The following is a 16,964-nucleotide window of genomic DNA, read 5'->3' on the forward strand; positions in this document are numbered from 1 at the left end:
CCCCGCGCGGGCGGCCAGGGCGAGGCCCGCGGCCGTGAGGGCGCAGGCCGCGGCGAGGGCGGCGGCGGGGCGGACCCGGCCGGACGGGAGCGGGCGGTGCGGGCGCTCGACGGCGTCCTCCGCACGGTCGGCCCAGTCGTTGAGGGCCATTCCGGCCTCGTACAGGCACAGGGAGCAGCCGACGGCGAGCGCGGTACGGCGGTCGGGGCGGGCGGCGACGGCGGCCGCCCCGGCCAGCCCGTCGCCTGGGACGGTGAACAGGGCGGGCAGGCGCAGCAGTTCGGCCCAGGCGTGGAGTCGGCTCACTCGCTCTCCCCCAGCTCCTGGGCGAACCGCACCAGTTCCGCGTACTGCTCCCCCAGCGCCGACGGCGCGTCCCCGACCGGGTCCTTGAAGAAGAAGGCGAGTTCGGCGAGGGGGCCGCGCAGACCGGTCGCGTGGGCGCGGGCGACGAGCCGGGCCAGGTCGAGGACGAGGGGCGCGGCGAGTGCCGAGTCGCAGCCCTGCCAGATGGTCTGGAGGACCATGCGGGTGCCGAGGAATCCGTCGAAGGCGACGTGGTCCCAGGCGGTCTTCCAGTCGCCGAGCGCGGGCACGTCGTCGATGTGGACCTCGCCCTCGGGGGTGGTGCCGAGGGTGTCCGCGAGGACGCGTTCCTTGCCGGCGTTCTTCGCCGCGGCGGCGGCCGGGTCGGCGAGGGAGGCGCCGTCGCCCCCGCCGAGGAGGTTGGTGCCCGACCAGGCCCGGACGTCCAGCGCCCGCTGGGCGAACATGGGGCCGAGGACGGAGCGCAGCAGGGTCTGGCCCGTCTTGCCGTCGCGGCCCGCGTACGGCAGTCCGCTCGCCGCGGCGAGCGGGGCGAGCGCCGGGTGGTGCAGGCCCGTGGACGGGGTGAAGTTGACGTACGGGCAGCCGGCGCGCAGGGCGGCGGCCGCGTAGAGCGAGCTGGGCGGAAGAGGGGGTCCTGGCGGCGGGGCCGGTTCGGTGGAGGCGACGTTCACGACCACCGCGCGCTCCAGGCCGAGCCGGGTGACGAAGTCCTGGAGGTCGGCGGCGAAGGCGGCGATCAGCGCGTCCTCGTCCCTGTTGTCGCCGGGGAGCGGGCCGCCGGGCCTGATCTCCGCGTCGGCGGCGGCGAGTTCGGCCGCGACGGCGGCGGGCAGACCGGTCGGGAGGACGCCGCCCGCGGCCAGTTGCTCGGCGCGTTTGGGCAGGGGGCAGTCGGTGGTGTCGTGGCCGCCGAACACAAGGGAGGACAGGGCGGGCAGACCGCTGCCGGCGAACGCGGGCGCCTCGGTGACCAGGCCGGTCGGCGGGCGCAGCCCCGCGTTCACGGCGGCGCATCCGGCGACCACGGTGGTGGCGACGGAGCCGCGGGCCCCGACCAGCCAGACGCCGATCCGAGGGGGACGGGAGGGGGACGGGGACAGGGACGCGGACATGGGCTGCCTCCTTGTCCGGGGAACGAGATCCCGGAGAGGGTGAGGGGTGGTGACGGCGGGCGGGAGTCCGGCGTCTCCCGCCCGCCGCCGTTCAGTGGCCCGTGGCGGGCTCAGTGGCCCGTGGCGGGCTCAGCGGGCTGTGGCTCAGCGGGTCGTGGCTCAGCGGGTTGTGAAGGTGAAGCCGTCGATCTCGTAGAGGTCACCGCTGCCGCCCTTGAAGACGAGGTACAGGGTGGTGGTGCCGCTCGGTGCGCGGGACAGGTTGGCCGAGACGTCCTGGTAGGTCTCCCAGCCGCCGGTCACGGGCACCGTGGCCCTGCCGAGCAGGGTGCCGGTGGCCGAGCCCGCGCGGACCTCGAGGGTGCCGCCCGCGCCGGCGGAGGCGACCCGTGCGGTGATCTTCGTGGCGTCGCTCAGTACGTAGGGCTTGAAGGCGATCCAGTCGCCGTTGTCGATGTCGCCGACGACCTTGGCGCCCTGGGCGGTGTCATGGCCGACGACCGTCACGCCGGAGCTGGTGGAGAAGTGCTCGGCCTGGCGGTGGCGGGGCTGCAGGACGTGCCGGTCGTGCGAGGTGAGCGGGGCCTGGCCGCCGCCTCCGCCGTCGGTGTACTCGGCGTCCAGGACGCCGAAGATGTTGGCGTCCTCGTCGTGGCCGCCGTCGGCGCTGGACTGGATGGTGCCGGAGCAGCCGTTGGCCGAGGTGAGCGGGTGGCCGTGGGTGTCATGGCCGAGGATCAGGGTGACCTTGACCTTGTCGCAGTCGATGGTCCGGCCGTCTTCGGGGTCGGTGACCTTCACCTTGAACGGGATGGCGTCGCCGAAGCTGAACAGCTGCCCGTCCTTGGGCGTCTCGAGGACGACCTTGGGCGCGGTGTTGCCGACGACGATCTGCACACTGGCGCTGCCGGTGCGGCCGGAGGGGTCCTTGGCGGTGACGGTGGCGGTGTAGGTGCCGTTCTTTGAATACTTGTGGGCGGGGTTGGCGGCCGTGGAGGTTCCGCCGTCGCCGAAGTCCCAGCTGTAGGTGAGCGTGTCACCGTCCTGGTCGGTGGTGCCGGCCGAGGAGAACTGGACCTTCATCGGGGCCTGGCCCGAGGTGCGGTCCGCGGCGGCCTGGGGCGACGGGGAGTGGCCGTCGGTCGCGTTCTCGATGCGGTACAGCGCCGAGTGCTCGTCGCCGCCGAACCAGGCGGTGCCGTAGTCGAGGACGTACAGCGCGCCGTCCGGGCCGAAGGCCATGTCCATTATCTGGGTGCCGCTCCAGGGGATGTCGCTGATCGACTGCACCTTGCCGTCGGCGTCGCTGCTGATGCGCTTGATCCAGCGGCGGCCGAACTCACCGGCGAAGAAGTCGCCGTCGTACGCCTCGGGGAACTTCACGGGCGAGTCGAGGGCGGCGTCGTAGTGGTAGACCGGGCCGCCCATCGGGGACTCGGAGCCGTCGCCGAACTCCGGTACGGATCCGCCGTTGTACGGAATCCAGGCGGTCTGCGCCGGGGGCAGATCGGTCAGGCCGGTGTTGTGCGGCGAGGTGTTCTTCGGGGCGGCGCAATCGAAGGAGGAGCCGGATCCACCGGTGGCGAAGTCGTAGTCGACGTAGGCGTCGTTGGCGCCGGTGCAGTACGGCCAGCCGAAGTTGCCGGGGCCGGTGACCCGGGCGAACTCGACCTGTCCGGCCGGGCCGCGCTTCGGGTCGGCGGCGCCGGCGTCGGGGCCGTAGTCGCCGACGTAGAGGATGCCGGTCTTCTTGTCGACGCTGAACCGGAACGGGTTGCGGAAGCCCATCGCATAGATCTCGGGCCGCGTCTTGTCGGTGCCGGGCTTGAAGAGGTTGCCCTCGGGGATGGAGTACGTGCCGTCGGCCTCGACCTTGATGCGCAGGATCTTGCCGCGCAGGTCGTTGGTGTTGCCCGCGGAGCGCTGGGCGTCGAAGCCGGGGTTGCGGTTGTCGCGTTCGTCGATCGGGGTGTAGCCGTCCGACTGGAAGGGGTTGGTGTCGTCGCCGGTCGACAGGTACAGATTGCCGGCCGCGTCGAAGTCGATGTCGCCGCCGACGTGGCAGCACAGACCGCGGGTGGCCGAGACGTCGAGGATCTTCTTCTCGCTGGCGGCGTCAAGGGTGCCGTCGGCCTTCAGCACGAAGCGGGAGAGGCGGTTGACGCCGTCGAAGGGTGCGAAGTCGGCGGCGGTGCCGGTCTCCGGGGCATCGCCCGCCGGGGTGTTCAGCGGGGGCGCGTAGTAGAGGTAGATGAAGCGGTTGTCGGTGAAGCCCGGGTCGACACCGACGCCTTGCAGGCCCTCCTCGTCATGGGAGTAGACGTCGAGCTTGCCCGCGAGTTTGGTGTTGCCCGCGGCGTCGGTCAGGCGCAGTTCGCCGTCGCGGGAGGTGTGCAGGACCGAGCGGTCGGGGAGGACGGCCAGCGACATGGGCTCGCCGACCTCCGCCTCCCCCTTGGCGAGGGTGACCTGCTGGAAGTCCTCGGCCGCCGCGGCCTTCTCCTGGCCGGTGACGGCTGCGCCGGCCTGGGGGGTGGTGAGGGTCAGGCCGGCACCGGCGAGGAGGGCGCCGCTGAGCAGCGCGATCGCCTTGTGCAGACGCGATCTGTGGGGTCGGGGACGGGTGCGGGTGCGGGTGGTGCGGTCGTTCCCGTGCACGAAATGCCTCCAGAATGGGGCTGGTTGTACGAGCAGGCGGGTACGCCGGGATGCGCCGTCATCCCGGAGCTCTGGACAACTGACCTGGCTGACCCTGGTCAGTTGGAGAATGTGGCATCGAGGGCCGGTGTCAGGACGTGGCGCGCCTCGGTAGGCGCGGCGCCGAGCAGGCGTGCGTGGGCGTGAAGAGGTGGTCGCTCAGGCGGGTGGGAAGGGGTGGTCGCTCAGGCGGGTGAGAAGAGATGGTCGCTGATCAGCCGGGCCGCGCCGGTCACTCCGGCGGTGGAGCCCAACTCGCCCAGGACGATGGGGAGATTGCCGGTCGCAAGGGGCAGCGACTGGCGGTAGACCTGGGTACGGATCGCGGCGAGCAGGGTGTGGCCCAGGCCGGTCACCCCGCCGCCGATCACTAACAGACCGGGGTTGAAGAAGGAGACGAGGCCGGCGATGACCTCGCCGACGCGGGTGCCGCCCTCGCGGATCAGCTCCAGTGCGGTGGTGTCGCCCGCGGTGGCCGCGGCGGCGACATCGGCGGCGGTGAGGGTGCCATTCGTCGCCAGCCGGGCCGCGAGGTCGGTGGACAGGCCCTGTTGGGCCACCTGCACCGCGTCGCGGGCCAGCGCCGCACCGCTGAAGTGAGCTTCCAGGCAGCCCCGGTTGCCGCAGGCGCAGGGCCTGCCACCGGGCACGGCCTGGATGTGGCCGATGTCGCCCGCGCTGCCGGTGGTGCCGCGGTAGACCTGACCGCCGACGACGATGCCGCAGCCGATACCGGTGCCGATCTTGACACAGAGGAAATCGGCGACGTTGCGGGCGACTCCGGCGTGCTGTTCGCCCATCGCCATGAGGTTCACATCGTTGTCGACCATGATCGGGCAGCCGAGTTCCTGGCTGAGCGCTTCCCGTACGGGGAAGCCGTCCCAGCCCGGCATGATCGGCGGGGCCACCGGTATGCCCTCGGGGAAGCGGACCGGTCCGGGAACGCCGATGCCGGCGCCGTCGAAGCCCTCGGCCAGCCCGGTGGCCTTCAGCTTCTCGGCCATGTCCAGGACTTGCTCGAAGACCGCCACGGGGCCCTCACGGACGTCCATCGGCTGGTTGAGGTGGCCCAGGACCTCCAGCTCCGCGTTGGTGACGGCGACGTCGACCGATGTCGCGCCGATGTCGACGCCGAGGAACCTCAGGCCCGGGTTGAGCCGGACGTTGTGGGAGCGGCGGCCGCCGCGCGAGGCGGCGAGCCCGTCGGCCACCACCAGGCCCGTCTCCAGCAGCCGGTGCAGCTCCACGGCCAGCTTGGAGCGGGACAGGTCGACCTGGTCGCCCAGCTGGGCACGGGAGTTGGGGCCGCCGTCGCGCAGCAGCTTGAGCAGGCGTGCCTGGTGGGCGCTCGCCGGTCGTGCCGTCATGCGTCTCACTGTCCCCTCCCCGCCCAGATTCCGCCCCAGTGCCGGGCTTTCGTAGGGAACGTAGCAGCGGCTGCTGGACCTGGGAAGAAGTTGTGCATGGATTACCGCAGACTTTCCCCACTCACAGGACAAAGATCGGTTGGGTGCGGCCCGAAGAACGGCCATGGTCACCGCCGGTAAGATCGCCAGGATGACGGGCACGCTGCGGCTGAGGGTTCCGGTCGGCGCCGACGCGGAGCGGTGGGTGACCCGGGCACAGTGCCGTCGGGTGCTGCTCGTGGTGCACAACGTCACCTCCGCGACCCGGCTGCTGGACATACTCCCCCTGCTCAGCGGCGATCTGCGGGTGCAACTGCTGGCGACGTGCACCCAGTCCTCGCCCTTTCTGGCCGGGGTGCCCGAGCTGCTGGCCGCCGCGGGGCTGCCGGTCCTCCCCTGGGAGCAGGCGAAGGACACCCCCGTCGACCTGGCGGTGTCCGCGAGCTACGGCGGTCAACTCCACGCATTGCAAGGCGAGTTGGCCGTGTTGTCGCATGGCGTTGGGTATAATAAGAAGCTCGCAACACCGGACAACACCGGACAACACCGGACAACACCGGTCTTCGGTCTTGGGCCCGAGTGGCTGCTGCACGACGGCCGCCCCATCGCCTCCGCCACCGTCCTGTCCCACCCCGAGCAGCTGGACCGGCTCGGCACCGCCTGCCCGGAGGCGGCCCCGACGGCCGTACTCGCCGGGGACCCCTGCTACGACCGCATCCTTGGCGCCCTCCCGTACCGCGAACGCTTCCGCCGCGCGCTCGGGGTCGCCCCGCACCAGCGGCTGGTCGTGGTCAGCTCCACCTGGGCGCCGCGCTCCCTCTTCGGCGACAGCGACAGCGGCGAGAGCAACGGCGAAGGCGATCTGCTGCCCTGGCTGCTGCCCCGTCTGGCGGCCGAGCTGCCGGCCGACGAGTACCGCACGGTGGCCGTTCTGCACCCCAACATCTGGTACGGACACGGGCACGGGCAGGTCCGGGGCTGGCTGGACCGGGCGCGGCGGGCCGGTCTCGGCCTGATCTCCGAACTGCACGGCTGGCGGCAGGCCCTGATAGCGGCGGACTGCGTCCTGGGCGACCACAGCAGCGTCACGTACTACGCGGCCTCCATCGGCAGGCCGATCCTCCTCGGCGCGTTCCCCGACGGCGACCTCGACCCCGACTCGCCGGTCGCCGCGCTCGGCCGGGCCGCCCCGAAGCTCCGCCCGCACGGCAGCCTGCGCGCGCAGATCGAACGCGTCGTCCAGGGCCATGACCCCGGCCGCTACGCCGAGTTGGCCGCCCAGACCACATCCGTGCCGGGCCGCTCCGCCGGTCTGCTGCGCCGCCTGTTCTACGGCCTCATCGGCATCCCCGAGCCCGCCGACCGCCCCGCCCTCCTCGACCGGCTGCCGCTGCCGCCGTACGAGCCCGCCGAACGCACCGCGCCCGTACGCGTCCTGACCCGGCTGATCGACGCCGAACCGCCGACGGTCGCCGTCACCCGCTACGCCGACACCGCCCACGAGCCGGAGGACCCGGACGCCGACGGCGCGCACACGGCGGTGCACGAGGACACCCAGGACGCCGGGCGGCTGAGCGTCGCGGACGTCGTCGTACGGTACGGCGCGGAGGACGACCCCAGGGTCGGCCCGCCCGCCGCCTGGACGGCGGAGATCCTGGCGCGCCATCCGCACTGCGCCCTGGCCGCGTATGTGACCGGCCCCGACCGCTGCACGGTGCGCACCCGGCAGGGGGATCTGGTGCGGCTGACGGCCGCCCCGGACGAGACCGGCCGGGCCGACCTGTGCGACCCGGTGGCGTACGCGTCGGCGCTGCTGGCCTGGCTCGGGGCCAAGCCGCTCGGCGCGGCGCAGACGGAGCTGACCGTGGTCACCGGGGCGGCCCACCACCGCGTCGCGGTGGAACGCCTGTCCCCGGCCCAGACGCGGCCTGATTTGTGGTGAGTATGGGACAGCGACACGCCGTCGCGTCGGCGTGTCGCTGTCTCATACTCACCGCAAAGTCAGCTCACCGCGAAGTCACTGGGCCAGCGCTCGTACCACCGCTGGTCGGCCTCCAGCTGCGCGGCGAGCGAGATCAGCCGCGGCTCACTGTTGGCAGGGCCCAGGAGCTGGGCGCCGAGCGGCAGGGTGCCGTCCTCGCCGACGAATCCGGCCGGTACGTTCACGGCCGGCCACCCCAGGACGTTCCACGGCCAGGCGTACGGGCAGGCCGCGATCGTCGCCCGGTCGGTGTGCCAGGAGTTCAGCTCGGCCAGGGCCCCGATCCGCAGCGGTGGCGTCGCGGTCGTCGGGGAGAGCACCACATCGAAGCCGTAGCCGTCGCGGTCGCCGTGGCCGTGGCCGTGGCCGTGGCCGTGGCCGTCGCGCGAGAAGATCGCCCCGACCCTGCGCCGCAGCGGCTCTTCGGCGGCCCGGGCCAGGCGCAGCGGCCGCCCGCCCAGGAGCCTGCCGTGCCGGACGGCGGTGAGGGTGCGTACGTCCAGCAGGGCCCGGTCCGGGACGTGTCCGGACCACTCCCACAGGCCCACCATCGCCCGCGGCAGAAAGGACAGGCCGACCCCGGCCCCGTAGCGCGGCTCGGCCGCCACGACCTCGTGGCCCAGGGCCGCCAGCCGCTCGGCGAGCCGCAGGACGGCGGCCCGGACGACCGGGTCGAGGTGCTTGTGCGTGCCGGTGAAGGGGGGTTTCAGGGAGAGCGCGATGCGCAGCCGCCCCGGGTCGCGGCGTACGGCGGAGAGCACGTCCACGGGCGGCGGCTGGTGCAGATCGCCCGGGCGGTTGCCGGTCGCCGCGTGCAGCAGCAGGGCGGCGTCCTCGACCGTGCGGGCGAGGGGGCCGTTGCAGGTGATGCCGTTGAACGCCTCGGCGTACGGCCAGGTGGAGATCCGGCCGCGCTGCGGCTTGATGCCGATCAGATGGCTCCAGGCGGCCGGGATACGGACCGAACCGGCCCCGTCCGAGCCGAGCGCGGCGGGCACCAGGCCCGCGGCCACGGCGGCCGCGGCTCCGCCGGAGGAGCCGCCCGGGGTGTAGTCCGGGTTCCATGGATTGCGTGTCACGCCGAAGGCGGGCCCTTCCGTGAACGGCCACTGCCCCAGCTCTGGTGTGTTCGTCTTGCCGACGATGACGGCACCGGCGGCCCGCAGCCGCCGCACCACCTCGGAGTCCTCGGTCTTGGGCGGGAACTCCCCGCAGCACCCGAAGGCGGTCGGCTCGCCCGCCACATCCGTATCGTCCTTGACCGCGATCGGCACCCCCAGCAGCGGCAGCCGTCGCCCGGCCGCCAGCAGCCGGTCGGCCTCGTCGGCCTCGCGGAGCGCGGCCTCGGCGCGTACCCGCCGGAAGGCGTTGAGCGTGCCCTGTGTCCCGGCGATACGGACCAGCGCCCGCTCGACCAGCGCACGGGAGGACACCTCACCGCCGGCCAGCGCGCGGACCTGCTCGCTCAAGCCTTTCGGAATGACGCTGGTCACGGCGGACCTCCTCGACTCGCTTCGCCCGCGCCCGGCGGGCCGGCACCGCTGCTCGTGAGTTCGGCCACTCCCCCTTTACCGCACGGGATGCCCATGCGCACCCTGGGCGGGGTGACGGCTGCCTCATGCCGAATCATCGCTGAGCGAGAAGGACACCCGCATGACCGACATCGCGGCACGCCGCACCCGTTTCCTGCCTCGTACCGGCGGACCGTCCGAAGACAGGCCGCTGGAGACCATCCTCGGCTGGGTTCTGACCGTCTGCATCGCGATGCTCACCGTCCAGCTCGGGCTGCTGTAGCCGCGACGGCCGTCTCCTCGCCACCGCGCAGCCGACGGTCGAAGAACGCCACGAGGGGCGTACGCGGGTCGTCGGCCGACGCCGCCGCCAGGACTCCGTCCAGATCGGCGACCGCCGTGATCCTCGGGTCGTCGTGCAGGGTCGCCAGGTCCGCGGAGCGGCCCCCCGCCCCGGCCCTTGCGGACCGGCCGACCAGCCCGATCCTGGACAGGTCCAGTACACCGGGGGCGAGCGAGATCAGCTGGTCGAGCACGTACCGGACGTCCGACGCCCGGTCGTCCGCCATCCCGTCGCCCGCCAGCCCATCGCCCGCCAGCCCGGCCGCCCGCGTGTCGTCGTCGTGGACGATGGTCACGACCACATAGCCGTGCGAGGCCAGCTCCTCGGCGAGCGGGCTGGGCGCATACGCCTCGCCGACGCCGGGCGAGTGGAGCACCACCGGGCGCGGGCCGCTGGGGTCCAGCGCGGGCGGGGCGTCCTCGTGGACGAAGGTCCCCGGGGTCCGCTCGTACCGCTCGACCTCGCGGGCCGGGTAGCGGACGTCGACCATCAGCTCGCGGAACGGCTTGGACCGCACCCCGGGCCCGGGCCGGTCGCGGTCGCGGTCGCGGTCGACCAGGGGCACGGAGATCATCCCGACGGGGTGCGGGCCGGTCGGCGCCGCCATGCCCGCTAAGGCCGGGGCCGGGGCGGGAACCGGGGCGGCGAGCGGGGCGGAGGCGGTCGGTTCGCTGCGGTGCGGCCCACGGCCGGTGGTGTATGGCGTCATGTGTCAAAGGATTCCGTGCCGGGCCGCTCGCCACCATGTGGGGAGCCCGCCGTCCTCGGGTGGAGCTGAGTGCACCTTGCCCCGGGACGCGAGTCCTGCGATGAGCCGGCGCCGTCCAGTACGCTGTACTCCATCGTTATGGATAGTGAACTAAGCAGTGACCTTCGCAGTGAACTACGCAGGGAGACGCGAACCGTGACACTCGACGCGGCGAAATGGCTCGACTCGGCCACCATCGACCCGGCCGTCCTCGCGCTGCGCCCCGACTACCGCGCGCTCCTCATCACCGCCGAGGGGCTGCGCCCCGGCCCCAGCGACGACTTCAGCGAGGGCATGCTCGCGGCGGCGGAGGCCACGGCGCGTGAGCTGCTGGGCGACGACGCCCAGGCAGCATCCCCGGAGCATCCGCACCTCGCCGCCTGGCGCGAGGCGTTCCGCGCCTTCGGCGCGAAGCCGCAGCGCACCCGGCCCAGTGCGGAGGCGCTGCTGCGGCGGGTGTCGGCCGGGCTGCCCCGGGTGGACCGGCTCACCGATATCTACAACGCGATCTCCGTCGCCCATGTCCTGCCGCTCGGCGGCGAGGACCTGGACCACTACGCCGGACCGGCGCGCCTGGTGCGCGCCGCCGGCGACGAGACCTTCGAGACCACGGCCGGCGGCGAGGCCGTCGTGGAGCACCCCGCGCCGGGCGAGGTGGTCTGGCGCGACGACGCGGGCGTCACCTGCCGCCGCTGGAACTGGCGTCAGTGCACCCGCACCCGGCTGACCCACGCCACCACCCGCGCCATGTTCGTCCTCGACGCCCTCGGCCCCATGGACGACGCCGCCCTGACCGCCGCCGGGGACGCGCTCACCGCGGCCCTGACGGACGCCTGCCCTGGCGTACGGATCCACTCGCGGCTGGTCACGGGCTCGCCGCAGTCGCTCACGGGCTGACGGCCCCGCCTCACCCCGCCTCACCCCACCTCACCCCGCCTCACCCCGTCACGCCCCACCTCACCCCGTCACGCCCCGTCACGCTCCGTCACGCCCCGTCACGCGGCAACACCCCACCACACCGCCCACGGTACGAAGCCGACCGCGGCCAGCCCGACCGGCGCCAGACGCAGCCAGGCCGCCCAGCTCGACGTCAGCCGTCGGCGCCGGAGTGCGACTGCCGAGACACCGGCGGACACCACCACGGCGACGGCAAGCCCCTGCGCCACCAGCCACAGAGCCGGACGGCCCCACACAACGGGCGCCACCGCACCGTTCCCTGCCACGAAGACGGCGATCGAGCAGGCCACCGTCGCCACGACCGCCAGCAGGCCGAGCCCGGCCAACCACCGCACCGGGCGCAGGACCGGGCCCCGGCGCAGCAGGGCACTCACCGGATAGGCGGCGAAGCCGAGGAGGAGCAGTGCCGGGGCGAGCCAGGCATACCAGGCGTGCCCCGGTACGGGGGTGGTGGCGAATGCCTGCCCGGGTGCGGGGGCAGCGCTCGACGCCGGTGGGTGGCCGGCGGCCACGGCCCGCACCCATGAGGTCATGGTCTGCGCATAGCGCGGGGTCAGCTCCCCCAGCTTCTTGCCGTGGAAGAGCGGGCCGCCGATCCGGTCGAACCCGTCCGATGTGCGGTGCCCGTTGTGTGCGCCGCCGGCGACGAAGCCGATGACAGCGTGCCGGTTGCCCGCACGGGCCAGGGCCTCGCGGAAGATCCGTGCGCTCTCCTGGGACGGCACCTGCGTATCGTGATCGCCCCACAGCGCCAGTACCGGCGTTCGGTGAAGCTGCTCCAGCACCGGCAAGGGGTCGTAGCCGGCCGCGGGGAACAGACCGGTCGAGCCGAGGAATTGGGCGGCGGGGCCGGCCACGGTGCGACGGAACGGTCCACCCACCCCTTGGTGGCGCAGATGCGTGGCGAGGTTCCAGGTCTCGGTACGCAGCGGGTCGTAGCCGGAGCCGCCGATGGTGACGACGAACGCGACGTCCGTTGAGCGCGATGCGGCCAGCGGCGCCACCCAGCCCCCCTCGCTGAACCCCCACAGCCCGACCCGGCGTGGGTTCACCCCGGTCCTGGACCGCAACAACCGCACTCCGGCAAGCGCGTCGTCGGCCAGCAGGCCGAAGTCCCGGTGGAGCGTGGAGTAACCAGCGGTCCGCTTGTCGTAGACGAGCGTGGTGATCCCGGCCCGGGCGAACGCCTCGGCCTCCTGCCGATACTCCTCCCGGGGCCCGGGGCCCGAGCCGCCGACGAGCACGATGCCTGGTTCCGGGCCGGATGCTCCGTCCTTGCTGAGGACGGTGCCGCGCAGGACGAGCCCACCCCCGCCCCGGAAGGTGACGTTCTGGCGGACCAGCCCGTCCCCGCGGGCGTACGCCGTGGGCGCGGCCAGCAGGAGGAGGGCGCCGGCCAATACCGCGGACAAAAAGGCCAGTACGGCGCGTATCGGTGATGTGGACGTGACCGAGAGCAGCACGGCGTGCGTCCCCCTTCGTTGTTGGTTGGGCCGCGTGCGGTCAGTCGGTCTCGGGGATTCCGAGCAGCCGGACGAGCACGGTCCGCGCCTCGGGCGCGTTCCCCGATTCCGGAGCCGAGTACCGGTAGAGGAGCGCGATGTACTCCTCGAAGAACGCGCGGAGTTGGGCGGGGTCGACCCGGAGCGTGGCGCGCGAGAAGAGCGCCGCGTCGGCCCAGGGCCCCAGCGTGTCGCGCGCCTCCTCGAACCGCCGGGCGGAGTCGATCAGTTCGGCGAGGTTGAGCCGATGCATCTCGGTCAGCGCCTCACGCATCTCCGGCGTCTGTCGGCTGTACGGCGGGTACCGCCGATCCCCCGGCACCGCCCGCCACCACCGCTCCCGCCCCTTCGCCAGCTCCGGGACCTCCTCGACCAAGCCGTGCTTGGCCAGCTGCCGCAGGTGGTAGCTGACCAGCCCCGTGCTCTCGCCCAACTCGCGTGCCAGCGCGGCAGAGTTGGCCGGTCCCCGGCGCAGGCATCGCTCGATCTTCTGCCGCATCGGGTGCGCGAAGGCGCGCAGCGCCTCGACATCGGCGATCTCTTGAGCAGGCGGTTGTTCGGCCACGCCAGAAGGCTACGAGTTGCAAAGGATGTTTGCAAGGGCCCCTTGCAACTCTTGAGCTTCAGCAAGTCCCGACGTACACCGCGTAGTCGATTTCGTCGGTGGTGCCCAGATAGGTCTCGCCCGGGCCGACGCACCGGAACCGTTCGGCGGTGGTCCAGTCCAGCTCAATCTTGATGATCACGCGGCCGCTGCCGCAGTGACCGTAATAGGCCTTGTCAGTACTGGTCTCGTAGTAGCCGCATGCCTGCACGGAGGCGCCCCCCGACGGCGCCGCCGCGGCCACGGTGCTGGCGCCGACTGACAGCAGCCCAGCCGAGGCGATCACGGCGGCTGCGGCGGTCGCCCGCTTGAGCGGGATTCTCTTCATCACGGTTCTCCTTTGATCGACGGCACCGGTCACGAATGAATGCGACCGGTAGCGGCGGCGGGCTTGCGATTTCGGCTCCGCCTCAGAGTTCTGTCGCAACTGGGTCGGCGATACGGCAGTTGCGGCAGTTGCGGCAGTTGCGGCAGTTGCGGCAGTTGCGGCAGTTGCGGCAGTTGCGGCCGGAACGTCCACTCCAGGTGTAGAGGCTCAGAGGTTGTTCGCGTTCGGGCCGCTGATGCCGGACAAACAACTTTCGAAAAATGCGCCACGGACCAGACGTCCCTGCCGATCACGACCGCCGTGCTCCGGGTCGGCCTACCGTGCCGGGCGGAACGGCTCGTTGTGCGCCGTTCACGACTCGACACTGAGCCCCCGGGGAGCGTCGGCGGGAGCTACGGGACTTCGTGGTACAGCGCGTACCACCCAGCGGGGCGGGGTGTGCGGGAGGATGGTGTGCGTGGATCAACTCGGTGCCGCGCTGCGGGCGTGGCGGGACCGGCTGGACCCCGCGACGGTGGGCTTCGCACACGGCTCACCCCGTCGGGTCCCCGGTCTGCGACGCGCGGAGCTGGCGACGCTGGCCGGCATCTCGGTCGAGTACGTGGTCCGGCTGGAGCAGGGACGGGTGGCGACACCCTCGGCGCAGGTCTGCTCGGCCCTGGCTCGCGCCCTGCACCTGTCCGACGACGAACACGCTCACCTTTTGCGCATGGCCGGTCATGCGGCGGATCCGAGCCGGGTTCCACGAATGATCCCGGGAAGCCTGTACCGGATCGTGGACCAGCTCGCCGGCAACCCGCTGGCGATCTACGACGCCACCTGGCAGTTGCTGCACTGGAATCCGCTGTTCGCGGCCACGTTCGGCGATCCCACGGTCCGCGGTGCAGGCGACCGCAACGTCCTGGTCTGGCAGTTCCTGGGTGAGCTGCCCCGGGTCCGGCAGACGGCGGCCGAGCGGGCGGCGTTCGAGGAGTCCCTCGTCGCCGACCTGCGCGCGACGACGAGCCGGTACCCCGACGATCCCGACCTCGCGGCGTTGGTATCGAGGCTGAACCTCAGCCCACGGTTCCGCGAGTTGTGGAGCCGCCGAGCGGTGGGCGGTCACCAGAGTGCGCGCAAACTCGTCCAGCACCCGGATGTCGGAGACATCGCCATGAACTCCGACATCCTCAACACCCAGGACACGAACCTCCGCCTCGTGGTGTACACGCCGCAGCCAGGCACCGACGCCCGCGGCAAACTCGAATTCATTGCGGCCATTGGGGTCCAGAGGCTGTCTCCTCAGGGATGAAGGCCCGCGTTCCGCCTCGTCCGGTGGACCAGGCTGCTGGGTGGTACGCGCGGTACCAGGAAGTCCCGTAGCTCCCGCCGGCCCTCCCTGGGACCCAGCATCGAGTGCGTGAACAGCGCACGGCCGTGCTGTTCGGACCAGGAGGAGCCAGCATGACCACCACATTCATCACCGGGGCCAACAAGTCCCTCGGTTTTGAAACCGCTCGCCGCCTCGTCGAGGCGGGGCACACGGTCCTCCTCGGTGCCCGCCACCGTGAGCGCGGTCGGGCCGCGGCCGAGTCGCTCGGCGCCCGGTTCGTTCAGATCGACGTGACCGACGACGCCTCGGTCCAGGCCGCGGCCGCGGATGTCGCCGCGCATGAGGGAACGATCGACGTCCTGGTCAACAACGCCGGCGTCCTCGGCAAGGTCGGCCCCGTCGAGGAGTACACCGCGGCCGACGTGAGCGCCGTGCTCGACGTGAACGTCGTCGGGATCGTGCGCGTCACACACGCCTTCCTCCCGCTGTTGCGCAAGTCGCCGAACCCCGTCATCGTCAACGTGTCCAGCGGGATGGGCTCCTTCAGCATGACCCAGGACCCGGCGCGGATCGAGTCGCAGTATGCCCTGCCCCTCTACTGCGCCTCGAAGGCCGCGGTCACGATGCTCACGACGCAGTACGCCAAGGAACTGACGGACGTGAAGGTCAACGCCGCAGACCCCGGGCAGACCGCGACCGACTTCACCGGCGGCCTCGGACACAGCGTCGCCGACGGCGCGGAGTCCATCGTGGCCCTCGCGACGATCGGCCCGGACGGGCCGACGGGACAGTTCATCGACCGATCCGGGAACCTCCCGTGGTGAACCTGCCCTGAGCTCAGGGTCGGTCGACCCGCCGCCCTGCGCGTACCTCACGCTCGTAATCTCTCTGCTCAGTGATCACGAAGAACGGCCGTGCCCGCGCTGCCGGCGTGCCCGCTCGAACCCCTGTGGGACCAGCGCGACGGGCCAACCCCCTCGTCCCGGCTCAGGCCGCCCCGAGCCACCGAAGCGCCCCGGTGGTCGCCGCTGCCGCCACCACCGCGGCGAGGAACGGCGCCCGCCGGGCCGCCAGCGCCCCGCCCACCAGCACCCCGGCGGGCCGGGCCCAGCCGGCGAAGGCGTGGTCGGCGGTGAGGGAGGAGGTGGCGACCAGCGCGCACAGGAGCACGGTCGCGGATACGGAGAGCAGCCGCCGGGCCCGTTCGCCCAGTTCGACCCGGTCCGAGAGCAGCGGGCCGGACAGCCGGAGCCCGTAGGTGCCGACGGCCAGCAGCAGTACGGTCAGCGCAGTCATGCGCGGCCCTCCGCCCCCGGCGCGCCATGGGACCCGCCGGTGTCATGGGACCCGCCGGTGTCATGGGACCCGCTGGTGTCATGGGACCCGCCGGTGTCATGGGACCCGCCGGTGTCATGGGACCCGCCCGGTCCACGGGTCCCGCCTGCGCCATACGATCCGTCGGTGCCGCCGCCCGCCGCGGCCGCCACCCCCACCAGGGCCACCAACACAGGCAGCCCGCCGGGCAGAAACGGCGTGCTGCCCAGGGCGATCGCGGCGCCGAGCAGCGCGGCCCGGCGGGTGCGCGGCTCGCGCAGCGCCGGGAGGACCAGGGCCAGCAGGACCATCGGCTCGGCCGCGTCCAGGCCCAGCGCGCCCGGATCGCCCATGGCCCGTCCGGCCACCACGCCCAGCAGGGTGCCGAGGTTCCACATCGCGTACAGCAGCGCGCCGCAGACGAAGAACGCGGCTCTGCGCCGCGCCGGTTCGCGCTGTGCCAGGGCGAACGCCGCCGACTGGTCGACCAGCGCATGGCTGCCCAGCAGCCGGGCCGGCCACCGTACGCCGCCCAGCACATCGGCGACGGCCAGGCCGAACAGCGGCAGCCGGGCGTTGAGCACCAGCCCGGCGGCCACGGCGGCGGCCGTTCCGCCGCCGCCCAGCGCGATGTCCAGCGCGGCGAGTTGCGCCCCGGCGGCGAACACCGTCAGCGACATGGTGAGCGGCACCCAGGCCGGTTCGCCGCGGGAGACGGCGATCGCCCCGAAGGACACGCCCACGACGCCGATGGCGACACCCACCATCCCGATATCGCGAAGCAGCGGGGGATCAAGTGTTTTCCATAGCGAACGCATG

The 16,964-nt window shown here is 72.5% G+C and carries 16 protein-coding genes; 5 read left to right on the plus strand and 11 right to left on the minus strand.

Annotation, left to right across the window (positions count from 1 at the left end; genetic code table 11):
• From ACWDSL_RS22815 to ACWDSL_RS22830, 4 genes are all read right to left on the minus strand, one after another.
• Positions 1–306 (minus strand): UbiA family prenyltransferase (locus ACWDSL_RS22815; RefSeq protein ID WP_450488143.1); only part of this gene is annotated, 306 nt, incomplete at its 3' end.
• Positions 303–1,442: an inositol-3-phosphate synthase gene (locus tag ACWDSL_RS22820; RefSeq protein ID WP_450488145.1), complete on the minus strand. Its 1,140-nt coding sequence runs from the start codon at positions 1,440–1,442 to the stop codon at positions 303–305. The genes ACWDSL_RS22815 and ACWDSL_RS22820, both read right to left, overlap by 4 nt.
• Before the next feature lie 159 nt (positions 1,443–1,601).
• Positions 1,602–4,100, minus strand: a complete 2,499-nt coding sequence (locus tag ACWDSL_RS22825) for a PQQ-dependent sugar dehydrogenase (RefSeq protein WP_450488147.1) — start codon at positions 4,098–4,100, stop codon at positions 1,602–1,604.
• A 224-nt stretch (positions 4,101–4,324) separates the two neighbouring features.
• Positions 4,325–5,506 (minus strand): ROK family transcriptional regulator, encoded by a 1,182-nt coding sequence (locus ACWDSL_RS22830; protein WP_385620865.1) that lies wholly within the window; start codon positions 5,504–5,506, stop codon positions 4,325–4,327.
• A 190-nt stretch (positions 5,507–5,696) separates the two neighbouring features.
• Between ACWDSL_RS22830 and ACWDSL_RS22835 the strand changes: the two genes are divergently transcribed.
• Positions 5,697–7,487, plus strand: coding sequence for a hypothetical protein (locus tag ACWDSL_RS22835; RefSeq protein ID WP_450488150.1), 1,791 nt, complete (start codon positions 5,697–5,699; stop codon positions 7,485–7,487).
• A gap of 59 nt (positions 7,488–7,546) precedes the next feature.
• On the opposite strand, the gene ACWDSL_RS22840 is transcribed toward ACWDSL_RS22835, so the two are convergent.
• Positions 7,547–9,019 carry an amidase gene (locus tag ACWDSL_RS22840; RefSeq protein ID WP_450488152.1) on the minus strand — a complete coding sequence of 491 codons (1,473 nt, stop codon included), beginning with the start codon at positions 9,017–9,019 and terminating at the stop codon, positions 7,547–7,549.
• Between the two features lie 160 nt (positions 9,020–9,179).
• On the opposite strand from ACWDSL_RS22840, the gene ACWDSL_RS22845 reads away from it, so the two are divergent.
• Positions 9,180–9,320, plus strand: coding sequence for an SCO1431 family membrane protein (locus ACWDSL_RS22845; RefSeq protein ID WP_450488154.1), 141 nt, complete (start codon positions 9,180–9,182; stop codon positions 9,318–9,320).
• Here the strand turns inward: ACWDSL_RS22845 and ACWDSL_RS22850 are convergent.
• Entirely contained in the window at positions 9,295–10,089 is a 795-nt protein-coding gene (locus tag ACWDSL_RS22850; RefSeq protein ID WP_450488156.1) for a hypothetical protein, read from the minus strand. The genes ACWDSL_RS22845 and ACWDSL_RS22850 overlap by 26 nt on opposite strands.
• Before the next feature lie 195 nt (positions 10,090–10,284).
• Here ACWDSL_RS22850 and ACWDSL_RS22855 point away from each other — a divergent pair, with 195 nt between their 5' ends.
• Positions 10,285–11,025, plus strand: coding sequence for a B3/B4 domain-containing protein (locus ACWDSL_RS22855; RefSeq protein WP_450488158.1), 741 nt, complete (start codon positions 10,285–10,287; stop codon positions 11,023–11,025).
• A gap of 98 nt (positions 11,026–11,123) precedes the next feature.
• On the opposite strand, the gene ACWDSL_RS22860 is transcribed toward ACWDSL_RS22855, so the two are convergent.
• The 3 genes from ACWDSL_RS22860 to ACWDSL_RS22870 form a co-directional block, all read right to left on the minus strand.
• Complete coding sequence (locus tag ACWDSL_RS22860) at positions 11,124–12,497, minus strand: alpha/beta hydrolase family protein (protein WP_450488160.1); 1,374 nt, start codon at positions 12,495–12,497, stop codon at positions 11,124–11,126.
• Between the two features lie 91 nt (positions 12,498–12,588).
• On the minus strand, positions 12,589–13,152 hold the full coding sequence (locus tag ACWDSL_RS22865; RefSeq protein ID WP_385623560.1) for an ArsR/SmtB family transcription factor: 564 nt from the start codon (positions 13,150–13,152) through the stop codon (positions 12,589–12,591).
• A gap of 58 nt (positions 13,153–13,210) precedes the next feature.
• Positions 13,211–13,519 (minus strand): DUF6355 family natural product biosynthesis protein, encoded by a 309-nt coding sequence (locus tag ACWDSL_RS22870; RefSeq protein ID WP_450488163.1) that lies wholly within the window; start codon positions 13,517–13,519, stop codon positions 13,211–13,213.
• Between the two features lie 448 nt (positions 13,520–13,967).
• Here ACWDSL_RS22870 and ACWDSL_RS22875 point away from each other — a divergent pair, with 448 nt between their 5' ends.
• Positions 13,968–14,810, plus strand: coding sequence for a helix-turn-helix transcriptional regulator (locus ACWDSL_RS22875; RefSeq protein WP_450488165.1), 843 nt, complete (start codon positions 13,968–13,970; stop codon positions 14,808–14,810).
• Between the two features lie 152 nt (positions 14,811–14,962).
• Positions 14,963–15,655, plus strand: coding sequence for an SDR family NAD(P)-dependent oxidoreductase (locus ACWDSL_RS22880; RefSeq protein WP_450488167.1), 693 nt, complete (start codon positions 14,963–14,965; stop codon positions 15,653–15,655).
• 163 nt (positions 15,656–15,818) lie between these two features.
• Here ACWDSL_RS22880 and ACWDSL_RS22885 read toward each other — a convergent pair whose 3' ends face one another.
• Positions 15,819–16,127 carry an AzlD domain-containing protein gene (locus ACWDSL_RS22885; RefSeq protein ID WP_450488169.1) on the minus strand — a complete coding sequence of 103 codons (309 nt, stop codon included), beginning with the start codon at positions 16,125–16,127 and terminating at the stop codon, positions 15,819–15,821.
• The gene (locus ACWDSL_RS22890; RefSeq protein WP_450488171.1) at positions 16,124–16,963 is read right to left on the minus strand and encodes an AzlC family ABC transporter permease; all 840 of its coding nucleotides are present in this window, start codon (positions 16,961–16,963) and stop codon (positions 16,124–16,126) included. The genes ACWDSL_RS22885 and ACWDSL_RS22890 overlap by 4 nt, the downstream gene beginning before the upstream one ends.
• Position 16,964: the final 1 nt, after the last annotated feature.

The sequence above is a fragment of the Streptomyces sp. NPDC000941 genome (assembly GCF_053599555.1).

What these genes read in the sequence shown, in the direction of transcription:
- ACWDSL_RS22845 (WP_450488154.1), top strand. Translation starts at nt 9,180, where the DNA reads ATGACCGACATCGCGGCACGCCGCACCCGTTTCCTGCCTCGTACCGGC.
- ACWDSL_RS22835 (WP_450488150.1), top strand. Translation starts at nt 5,697, where the DNA reads ATGACGGGCACGCTGCGGCTGAGGGTTCCGGTCGGCGCCGACGCGGAG.
- ACWDSL_RS22885 (WP_450488169.1), bottom strand. Translation starts at nt 16,127, where the DNA reads ATGACTGCGCTGACCGTACTGCTGCTGGCCGTCGGCACCTACGGGCTC.
- ACWDSL_RS22875 (WP_450488165.1), top strand. Translation starts at nt 13,968, where the DNA reads ATGGTGTGCGTGGATCAACTCGGTGCCGCGCTGCGGGCGTGGCGGGAC.
- ACWDSL_RS22820 (WP_450488145.1), bottom strand. Translation starts at nt 1,442, where the DNA reads ATGTCCGCGTCCCTGTCCCCGTCCCCCTCCCGTCCCCCTCGGATCGGC.
- ACWDSL_RS22890 (WP_450488171.1), bottom strand. Translation starts at nt 16,963, where the DNA reads ATGCGTTCGCTATGGAAAACACTTGATCCCCCGCTGCTTCGCGATATC.
- ACWDSL_RS22830 (WP_385620865.1), bottom strand. Translation starts at nt 5,506, where the DNA reads ATGACGGCACGACCGGCGAGCGCCCACCAGGCACGCCTGCTCAAGCTG.
- ACWDSL_RS22870 (WP_450488163.1), bottom strand. Translation starts at nt 13,519, where the DNA reads ATGAAGAGAATCCCGCTCAAGCGGGCGACCGCCGCAGCCGCCGTGATC.
- ACWDSL_RS22880 (WP_450488167.1), top strand. Translation starts at nt 14,963, where the DNA reads ATGACCACCACATTCATCACCGGGGCCAACAAGTCCCTCGGTTTTGAA.
- ACWDSL_RS22850 (WP_450488156.1), bottom strand. Translation starts at nt 10,089, where the DNA reads ATGACGCCATACACCACCGGCCGTGGGCCGCACCGCAGCGAACCGACC.